Genomic DNA, 8,661 nt, shown 5'->3' with positions numbered 1-8,661 from the left:
GGCGAAAACGTCGTCACCGACCGGGGTGCCCGGCGGCGCGTGCTGCGGAAAACCCAGAAACGCCGGCAGCTTCGGGAACGGAAACGACAACGGCGACGGATAGCCGCGCAGGGTGCCATAGGCGATCACGGTCGGGGTGCCGCTCTCCGTCCAGCCCGGAATCGTCACCCCGCTATAACCCGACCCCGACGGGTCCGCGTCTTGGAAGTTGGGATCGACCAGCAAGTTGGGGCTCATCGGCTGCGCATCGCTGCCGGGGTCACCGAAGATCAACCCGCCCCCTTGACCACCGACCCCGTCAGTGCCGTTGCAGATCAACCCGCACGCACCGCTGGTGGGATCGACCAGGTTGAACCAACTGTTGAGCACGGTGTCGACCTGCTGACCAAACCCGCTGTTGATCCAACCCTGCTCCAGACCATGCAACCAGCCATCAACCACAGCGGCCGCCCCCAAGCCCCCCGACTCGGGAACCGCCGCCGAACCGGCACCCACATCACCCAACAATCCGCTGACCGCGTTGAGGACCGCGTCAACGACCACGTCGAACTCATCGGCCCGGGCTGTGGGCGCACCGCCCAGCGACCCCAGCCCCCCCGCCACAACCACGCCGACCACGCCGGCCAACCCGACCACGCGGCGACGCACCATCCGCGAATGCCGATTGTGCTTGCTGCCGCCTCGATCAGTCATCACAAGTGGCTCCTAGGCACGGCGCGGGATCTCAGCTGCGCCTAAGATAAACCTAAGGGTTTGTTCACGGCAAGGTTTCGCGAGAGAATTCACGCCGCCTAGGCCCGCCTAGGCCGCTGAGTGCAGACCTCGAAGGCTGACGAACCGGCACGGCTTTCCGCTGATCGGGTCGTCGAATTCCAGGCTGTGCGCCAGCAGCTGCAGTGGAGTTGAAAAGTCGTCCGGAGCAACGTCGATCACCTTGGGATAGAGCGGATCGCCCAGGATCGGCAGCCCGATCGACGCCATGTGCACCCGCAGCTGGTGGGTGCGCCCGGTGCGCGGCGTGAGCCGGTAGCGCCCGTTGCCCAGCGACTCGACCACGGTTTCCGCGTTGGGTTCGCCGGGCTCTTCGACGGCCTGTAAGCACCCGCGCCGCTTGATGATTCGGCTGCGAATCACACACGGCAACCGCACTTCCCGGTGGACCGCAGCCCGGGCCAGGTAGGTTTTGCGCACCGCGCCGCGGGCGAACAACGTCTGGTAGGCGCCGCGCAGCTCGCGGCGGACGGTGAACAACAACACTCCGGCGGTCAACCGGTCCAGCCGGTGCGCCGGGCTCAGCTCGGGCAGGTCGAGTTCGCGGCGCAGCCGCACCAGCGCGGTCTGTGCCACGTGCCGGCCGCGCGGCGTGGTGGCCAAAAAATGCGGCTTGTCGACCACGACGATGTTGTCGTCGCGATAGAGCACCCCGACGTCGAACGGGACCGGGACTTCGGCGCGCAGCTCGCGGTAGAGGTACACGAACGAACCCGCCGGCAGCACCGTCGTGTCGTCGACCGGACTGCCGTCGGCGGTGACGACCTCACGGGCCGACGCCCCGAATCGGGCACCGAGTTCGGCGAGCACCGGTCCGCCGTGCAACCGCACCCGCGCCGGTCCCAGGCCGTCGCGCAGCGGCAAGGGCGCCGGCCTCACCGCAGTGGCACCGACTCGAGGATCTCGGTGCGCGCCTCGGGAGCGCTGACCCGCAGCGCATCGGCCGACGTGTCGTCGGGCTGGGCCTGGGAGAGGACCTCGGCCTGCACCCGCGCAGTGTAGGTCTTGACCTCGCGGTCGACGTCGGCCGGGCTCCAGCCCAGCGTCGGCGCGACGATTTCGGCGACCTCGCGGGCGCAGTCGACACCGCGGTGCGGATACTCGATGGAGATCCGCATCCGGCGGGCCAGGATGTCGTCCAGATGCAGCGCGCCCTCGGCGACTGCGGCGTAGGCGGCCTCCACCTTCAGATACCTCGGCGCCTCCGTGATCGGATTCAGCAAGTCGGGCCGGTCGGCCGTCATCGCGAGGATGTCGCTGATCAGCGATCCGTAGCGGTCCAGCAGATGGCGCACGCGGTAGGGGTGCAGCCCGTACTCGGCACCGACGTGTTCGGCCTGGTTGACCAGTGCGAAGTAGCCGTCGGCGCCCAGGAGGCGCACCTTGGCGGTGATCGACGGAGCAACTCGGGCCGGAATGTATTGCGCCGCAGCATCGATAGCATCAGCAGCCATGACCCGGTAGGTGGTGTACTTGCCGCCGGCGATGGAGACCAGGCCCGGTGTCGACACCGCGACCGCGTGTTCGCGGGACAGCTTGGAGGTTTCTTCGCTCTCCCCGGCCAACAGCGGCCGCAGCCCCGCGTAGACCCCGTCGATGTCGGCATGGGTCAGCGGGGTGACCAGCACCGTGTTCACGGTGCCGAGGATGTAGTCGATGTCGGCCTTGGTGGCCGCCGGATGGGCCAGGTCCAGATTCCAGTCGGTGTCGGTGGTGCCGATGATCCAGTGACTGCCCCATGGGATGACGAACATCACCGACTTGTCGGTTCGCAAAATGATCGCGACGTCGCTGACGATGCGGTCGCGGGGCACGACGATGTGCACACCCTTGGAGGCCCGTATTTGAAATCGGCCGCGCTGCTTGGACAATGCCTGAATCTCATCGGTCCACACCCCGGTCGCGTTGACCACGACATGACCCCGGACATCGGTGAGGGAACCGTTTTCGGAGTCGCGCACCCGCACCCCGGTCACTCGATCACCCTCCCGCAGCAGGTCGACCACCTGGGTCGATGACCGCACGACAGCACCGTAGTGGGCCGCGGTGCGTGCGACGATCATGGTGTGCCGGGCGTCGTCGACGACGGTGTCGTAGTAGCGGATACCGCCGATGAGCGCGCCGCGCCGCAGACCCGGGCATAGCCGCAGCGCGCTGGCACGGGTTAAATGTTTCTGTGCGGGAAGCGATTTCGCGCCGCCGAGCCGATCGTAAAGAAACAGGCCGGCGGCCACGTAGGGCCGCTCCCACCATCGCCTGGTCAACGGGTACAGGAACGGCAGCGGCTTGACCAGATGCGGGGCCAAGGTCGTCAACGACAGCTCGCGTTCGTAGAGCGCCTCGCGGACCAGCCCGAATTCGAGCTGCTCGAGATAACGCAGGCCACCGTGGAACATCTTCGACGACCGGCTGGAGGTGCCGGAGGCGAAATCGCGCGCCTCGACCATGGCCACTTTCAATCCGCGGGTCGCAGCGTCCAGCGCGCATCCCGAACCCACCACGCCGCCGCCGATGACCACCACGTCGAATTGCTCGCTGCCGAGCCGCGCCCAGGCCGCGGCGCGTTGCTGGGGTCCCAGGGTGGAGACCGGCCAAAACTGCCCCCGGCCCGGTCCGTGGATCGGGTCGCTCACGCTGCACTCCCGTCGGTTACTCACCAGTAGGACTGCCTCCAGGCTACCGGCAGCTGGCCGAGGTCCTCGTCGAGGTCTTAATCGAGGTCTTAGTCGAGATCATCGTGGGCCATCAACCGGCGAGCGGCCTCGGTGATAGAACCGGACAGCGACGGGTAGACGACCAGCGTTTGCGCCAGCTGGTTGACGGTGATCCGGTTTTGCACGGCTACCGCGATCGGCATGATCAGCTCCGAGGCGATCGGCGCTACCACCACACCGCCGATCACCACACCGGTGGCCTGCCGGCAGAACAGTTTGACGAAACCGTGCCGCAGTTCCGACATCTTGGCGCGAGCGTTCGTCTTCAACGGCAACATGATGGTGCGGGCGGGCACCGAGCCGTCGTCGATGGCCGACTGCGGGACGCCGACCGCGGCGATCTCGGGACGGGTGAACACCGCCGCCGCCACCGTACGCAGTCGGATCGGGCTGACCTCCTCGCCGAGTGCATGCCACATCGCGATCCGGCCCTGCATCGCGGCCACCGATGCCAACGGCAACAAACCGGTGCAGTCACCGGCGGCGTAGATCCCGGGTACCGACGTCCGTGACACGCGGTCCACGGGCAGGTAGTTGCCCCGCCCGAGTTCGATGCCGGCCCGCTGCAGACCCAGACCTGTGGTGTTGGGCGTCGAGCCGATCGTCATCAGCGCATGAGTGCCCTGAACGCGGCGACCGTCGGTCATCGTCACCACGACACCGTCGTCGGTGCGGGTGACCGAATCAGCACGGGCGTTTTTGACCAGTTTGACGCCGCGTTCGGCGAACGACTCTTCGAGTACCCGTGCGGCGTCGGCATCCTCGTAGGGCAGCACGCGGTCACGGCTGGCCGCCACGGTCACCTCGACGCCGAGTTCGGTGTAGGCGTGGACGAATTCCGCGCCGGTCACCCCCGAACCCACCACGATCAAATGTTGGGGCAGCGAATCCAGGTCGTAAATCTGCCGCCAGGTCAGGATGCGCTCGCCGTCGGGCTGCGCGGAGGGCAGGATCCGCGGGCTCGCGCCGGTGGCGATGAGCACGACGTCGGCGTCGAGATAGTCGGCGCAGCCGTCAGCGCCGGTCACCTTGATCCGGTGCCGGGCCAGTCCGGGTGCGCTGTCGACGAGCTCGGCCCGGCCCGCGATCACCTCCACGCCCACGCTGAGCAGCTGCTCGGTGATGTCAGCGGACTGCGCGGCGGCCAGCGCCTTGACGCGCCGGTGGATGTCGCGGAGCGAGATCTTCGCGTCGTCGACATCGATGTCGAATCCCAGATCCGGTGCCCGACGCAGTTCGGTGCGCACACCGGTGGAGGCGATGAACGTCTTGGACGGCACGACGTCAGCCAGCACGGCCGCACCGCCGATGCCGCCGGAATCGACCACGGTCACCCGGGCATCGCGGGCGGCCGCGACCAGAGCGGCCTCGTAGCCGGCCGGTCCGCCGCCCACGATCACGATGCGGGTCGCCACGGTGCCCAACCTATCCCGACGAGCCCGCGTGGGTGGGCACGGGTTCCACAGGGCGGTCTCAGCTTTTGTCCTAAGCTTTTGTCCGTGCCGCTCTACGCCGCCTACGGGTCGAATATGGATCCCGAGCAGATGCTGCGGCGGGCACCCCACTCGCCGATGGCCGGAACCGGCTGGCTGCACGGCTGGCGACTGACGTTCGGCGGGGAGGACATCGGCTGGCAGGGTGCCCTGGCCACGATCGTGGAGGACCCGGGCTCGAAGGTCTTCGTCGTGCTCTACGACGTCACTCCCGCCGACGAAAAGAACCTGGACCGTTGGGAAGGCGCCGAACTCGGGATCCACAAGAAGATCCGCTGCCGGGTGGAGCGCCTCTCGTCGGACACCACGACCGATCCGGTGCTGGCCTGGCTGTACGTGGTGGACGCGTGGGAAGGCGGCCTGCCGTCGGCCCACTACCTGGGGGTGATGGCCGACGCCGCCGAAGTCGCCGGCGCCCCGGCCGACTACGTGCACGATCTGCGGACCCGTCCGGCGCGCAACATCGGGCCGGGCCACGGCGAGTAGCCTGCCCGGCCATCGCGACCGTGCGTGGCCATACGCCCGTCGCGGCGTGTCGCGTACGAACACGCACACTCGCCGGAGGCTATAACGCAGCCGCCCGGTCGACGATGTTGACCATCACGCGCACACCGATGGCCAGGGCCCGCTCGTCGAGATCGAAGTTGGGCTGGTGCAGGTCCAACCGCGGTCCCCGCCCCGACCACACGCCGAGCCGCGCCATCGCGCCGGGGATCTGCTCCAGATACCAGGAGAAGTCTTCGCCCCCGCCCGACTGTCGGGCGTCGGCCAGCACGCCGGGCCCGACGGCTTCGATGGCGTGGCTCAGCATCGCCGTGGAGACTTCCTCGTTGACCACCGGGGGCACCCCCCGGTGGTACTGCAGCGTGTGCTCGATACCCAACGGCGCCAACAACGCGGACACCGCCTCACCGATAATGGCTTCCAGACTCAGCCAACAGTCACGGCTGGCCGTGCGGACCGTACCCGTCAGCAGGCCGCTCTGCGGGATGGCGTTGGCGGCGGTGCCGGCATTGACCGCGCCCCAGACCAGCACGGTGGCTTGGCGCGGATCGATGCGCCGCGACAACACCCCGGGCACCCCGGTGATCAAGGTGCCGAGCCCGTAGACCAGGTCGGCGGTCAGATGCGGCCGGGCCGTATGCCCGCCTGCCGAGTGCACGGTGATCTCGACGCGGTCGGCCGCCGAGGTGATCGGTCCCGGTTTCACCGCGACCCGGCCGACCGCCAGCCGGGGATCACAGTGCAGCGCAAAGATCCTGCTTACCCCCGACAGTGCTCCGGCGGCGATCGCGTCGATCGCGCCGCCGGGTGTCAGCTCCTCGGCGGGCTGGAAGATCAGCCGGACGCCGACCGGCAACTCGGGCACCGAGGCCAGCACCTGCGCGGCGCCCAGCAGGATCGCGGTGTGCGCGTCGTGTCCGCAGGCGTGCGCGACGTCGGGCCTCGTCGACGCGTAGGGGGCCCCGGTCCGCTCGGCCACCGGCAACGCATCCAGGTCGGCCCGCAAGGCGATCCGCGGCTCGTTTTCGGGGCCGAGATCGCAGGTCAGTCCCGTCCCGGTGGTCAGCACCTTCGGGTTGAGCCCGGCCTCGGCAAGTCGTTCGGCGACGAACTGTGTGGTGCCGTACTCCTGGCGGCCCAGTTCCGGGTAGCGGTGCAGGTGTCGCCGCCAGCAGACCAGGTCGTCGTGGTGGGCGGCCAGCCAGGACTCGACGGCCTCGCCCAGGCTCATGCAGCCGCCCGACGCGGTGGCAAGGGGCATCTAGGCAGTATCCCACCGGTTAGGCTCGGGCCCTGTGGCCGGTCAGTCCGATCCCGATGCTGTTGCGCGAGAGGCGGCGCGAACAATCGCCGACGGCACCGGGGTCGGTGTGCACGATGTCGCGATCGTCCTCGGGTCGGGCTGGGCGCCGGCAGTTGCCGCCCTCGGCTCGGCGACTGCCGTGCTGCCGATGGCGCAACTGCCCGGATTCACGCCGCCGACCGCGGCCGGGCACACCGGTGAGGTGTCGTCGGTGGCCATCGGCGGGCATCGGGTGCTGGTGCTGGCCGGTCGGCTGCACCCCTACGAAGGCCATGACCTGCGCCACGTCGTGCATCCGGTGCGGGCGGCCTGCGCAGCGGGCGCACACGTCGTCGTGCTCACCAACGCGGCCGGGGCCGTGCGCCCCGACTTCGAGGTCGGCCAGCCGGTGCTGATCAGCGACCATCTCAACCTGACCGCGCGCTCGGCGCTGGTCGGGCCGCAGTTCGTGGACCTGCTCGACGCGTACGCGCCCCGGCTGCGGGCGCTGGCCCGCGAGATCGACCCGGCGCTGCCCGAAGGCGTGTACGCGGCCGTGCCCGGACCGCAGTTCGAGACACCGGCCGAAATCCGCATGCTGCGGGTGCTGGGCGCCGATCTGGTCGGTATGTCGACCGTGCACGAGACGATCGCGGCGCGGGCGGCCGGCGCCGAGGTGCTCGGGGTGTCGCTGGTGACCAACCTCGCGGCCGGAATCACCGGGCAGCCGCTCAGCCACGCCGAGGTGCTGGCCGCCGGCGCCGCCGCGGCGGCCAGGATGGGTTCGTTGCTGGCCGAGGTGATCACCCGCCTATGACACCTGCGATCACCCCGCAGGACTGGATCACCCACGATCCCGACCCGGCGACGGCCGACGAACTGGCCGGCTGCGACGCCAAGGAACTGTCGGCGCGGTTCGCCCGGCCGTTGACGTTCGGCACCGCGGGGCTGCGGGGCCCGATGCGCGGCGGTCCGGACGCGATGAACCTCGCGGTGGTGCTGCGAGCCAGCTGGGCGGTAGCGAGCGTCCTCAAGAACCGTGGGTTAACCGGTGCGCCCGTGATCGTGGGGCGCGACGCCCGGCACGGATCAGCGCAATTCGCCGAGGCGACCGCGGAAGTGTTTGCTGCCGAGGGTTTTCCGGTGATGCTGTTGCCCGAGCCGGTGCCGACTCCGGTGCTGGCGTTCGCGGTGCGGCAGCTGCGCGCGGCGGCCGGGATCCAGATCACCGCCTCACACAACCCGCCGACTGACAACGGCTACAAAGTGTACTTCGACGGCGGCATGCAGATCATTTCGCCGACCGACCGCGAGATCGAAAGCGCTATGGCGGCGGCGCCGTTCGCCGACCTGATCGCCCGGGCTCCCGTCGAACCCCGGGGCGGCGGACTCGCCGACCGCTATAGCGAACGGGCCGCGCGGGTACGGCGATCGTCGGGTTCGGTCCGGGTGGCACTGACGCCCTTGCACGGGGTCGGCGGCGCGCTCGCGGTGCGGACCCTGCACCGCGCCGGTTTCGACGACGTGCACATCGTTGCCGCGCAGTTCGTCCCCGATCCCGACTTTCCCACCGTCGCCTTTCCCAATCCGGAAGAGCCCGGCGCCACCGACGCGCTGCTGGGTCTGGCCGCCGACGTCGACGCCGACATCGCGATCGCGCTGGATCCCGACGCCGACCGCTGCGCGGTCGGCGTACCGGCCCACTCGGGGTGGCGGATGCTTTCTGGAGACGAAACCGGTTGGCTTTTCGGCGATTATCTCCTCGCCAGCGTCAGCACACCGCAGACCAGCGTGGTGGCCAGTACCGTGGTGTCGTCACGGATGCTGGCGGCGATCGCGGCACACTACGGTGCCCGCCACGTCGAGACCCTGACCGGTTTCAAATGGCTGGCCCGCG

At 69.2% G+C, this 8,661-nt stretch carries 6 protein-coding genes and 2 pseudogenes; 3 read left to right on the top strand and 5 right to left on the bottom strand.

What is annotated here, in order from left to right; genetic code table 11:
- The 4 genes and pseudogenes from F6Q13_RS06375 to F6Q13_RS06360 form a co-directional block, all read right to left on the bottom strand.
- Positions 1–693 (bottom strand): annotated as a pseudogene (locus F6Q13_RS06375) (hypothetical protein); the annotation flags it as partial.
- A gap of 108 nt (positions 694–801) precedes the next feature.
- Positions 802–1,650, bottom strand: coding sequence for a pseudouridine synthase (locus F6Q13_RS06370; RefSeq protein ID WP_293054033.1), 849 nt, complete (start codon positions 1,648–1,650; stop codon positions 802–804).
- The gene (locus F6Q13_RS06365) at positions 1,647–3,404 is read right to left on the bottom strand and encodes a glycerol-3-phosphate dehydrogenase/oxidase (RefSeq protein ID WP_293054030.1); all 1,758 of its coding nucleotides are present in this window, start codon (positions 3,402–3,404) and stop codon (positions 1,647–1,649) included. Before F6Q13_RS06365 ends, F6Q13_RS06370 begins: the two co-directional genes overlap by 4 nt.
- Before the next feature lie 89 nt (positions 3,405–3,493).
- Positions 3,494–4,900: an NAD(P)H-quinone dehydrogenase gene (locus tag F6Q13_RS06360; RefSeq protein WP_293054027.1), complete on the bottom strand. Its 1,407-nt coding sequence runs from the start codon at positions 4,898–4,900 to the stop codon at positions 3,494–3,496.
- Positions 4,901–4,984: 84 nt separating this feature from the next.
- On the opposite strand from F6Q13_RS06360, the gene F6Q13_RS06355 reads away from it, so the two are divergent.
- Positions 4,985–5,464: a gamma-glutamylcyclotransferase gene (locus tag F6Q13_RS06355; protein WP_293054024.1), complete on the top strand. Its 480-nt coding sequence runs from the start codon at positions 4,985–4,987 to the stop codon at positions 5,462–5,464.
- A gap of 79 nt (positions 5,465–5,543) precedes the next feature.
- On the opposite strand, the gene F6Q13_RS06350 is transcribed toward F6Q13_RS06355, so the two are convergent.
- On the bottom strand, positions 5,544–6,713 hold the full coding sequence (locus F6Q13_RS06350; protein WP_293054044.1) for an amidohydrolase: 1,170 nt from the start codon (positions 6,711–6,713) through the stop codon (positions 5,544–5,546).
- A 64-nt stretch (positions 6,714–6,777) separates the two neighbouring features.
- Here F6Q13_RS06350 and F6Q13_RS06345 point away from each other — a divergent pair, with 64 nt between their 5' ends.
- Together F6Q13_RS06345 and F6Q13_RS06340 are read left to right on the top strand one after the other, a co-directional pair.
- Positions 6,778–7,581: a purine-nucleoside phosphorylase gene (locus F6Q13_RS06345; RefSeq protein WP_293054021.1), complete on the top strand. Its 804-nt coding sequence runs from the start codon at positions 6,778–6,780 to the stop codon at positions 7,579–7,581.
- A gap of 8 nt (positions 7,582–7,589) precedes the next feature.
- Positions 7,590–8,661 (top strand): annotated as a pseudogene (locus F6Q13_RS06340) (phospho-sugar mutase); the annotation flags it as partial.

It is taken from the genome of Mycobacterium sp., assembly GCF_008709575.1.
Classification (GTDB): domain Bacteria; phylum Actinomycetota; class Actinomycetes; order Mycobacteriales; family Mycobacteriaceae; genus Mycobacterium.
Note: the sequence above shows the minus strand (reverse complement) of the source record. Positions and strands in the feature narration are given on the sequence as shown.